Source organism: Gammaproteobacteria bacterium, assembly GCA_003696665.1.
In the GTDB taxonomy this organism is placed as follows: domain Bacteria; phylum Pseudomonadota; class Gammaproteobacteria; order Enterobacterales.
On sequence record RFGJ01000164.1, the window covers coordinates 1 to 1,035 of the forward strand.

General features: G+C 73.1%; 1 protein-coding gene. It reads left to right on the forward strand.

The features are described from left to right. A partial coding sequence (locus D6694_04890; GenBank protein ID RMH45305.1) for a hypothetical protein occupies nucleotides 1-1,035 on the forward strand: 1,035 nt, incomplete at both ends.

Consider the following 1,035-nt stretch of genomic DNA (forward strand, 5'->3'; position numbering starts at 1 on the left):
AGGTGTGGACCCTGGGGACGACGGCGGGGGCGAACGCGCTGGAGGCGCGCATCGGCGCGGGTGCGAGCGTGACGTTTGCGGCGACGGGCGTGGCGGGTGCGGGTGCGAGCGTGACGCTTTCTCCGGCGAGCAAGAACGTGACGGTGGGGACGACGGACACGGTGGTGGTGACGGTACGGGATGCGTACGGCAACGCGGTGAGCGGGGAGCGGGTGGACGTGTTCATCCACGACCCGGCGGGCGGGGTGCTGGGGTCGAACCCGGCGGATCCGAACCCGACGACGACGGTGACTCCGACGGCGCGGTACGGGACGACGGACGGGTCGGGGCGGATCACGGTTCTGTACACGGCACCTTCGAGCGCGGGGGTTGCGGACAGCGTGGATGCGTTCACGGCGGGCGTGGGTGCGGCGAGCGTGACGGACGCGGTGTACACGAGCGTGGCGAGCGGGGCGACGGATCTTCGGGTGAGCCTGAGCGCATCGAGCGTGGCGGCGGGCTCGACGTTCGTGGCGACGATCGAGGCGGTGGACGGCAACGGGAACCGGGACGGGACGAGCGCGGCGGTGGTGAGCCTGGGTTCGAGCGGCGGGGGGATGGCGTTCAGCCTGACGGACTTCGGCGCGCCGGTGACGAGCGTGACGCTGAGCGGGGGCGTGGCGGTGGTGTACGTGCGGGGCACGGTGGCGGGCAGCTGGACGGTGGACGTGAGCGCGACGGGCCTGGGGGGCGACAGCGCGCCGGTGACGATCCGGGACGCGGGAGTGGTGTCGTCGTACGAGGTGAGCGCGCCGTCGAGCGTGGTGGCGGGTGCGCTGTTCGGGGTGAGTGTGACGGCGCGGGATGCGTACGGCAACCGGGTGGCGGGTGCGAACGGGACGGTGAGCGTGGCGGCGGTGCTGGCGTCGGACAGCACGCAGGCGGCGAGTGCGACGCTGCCGGTGACGAGCGCGACGCTTACGGGCGGGCAGGTGGTGGTGTCGGAGACGTACGGGGTGTCGGAGGCGATCCGGGTGCGGGTGAGCGACGGGACGG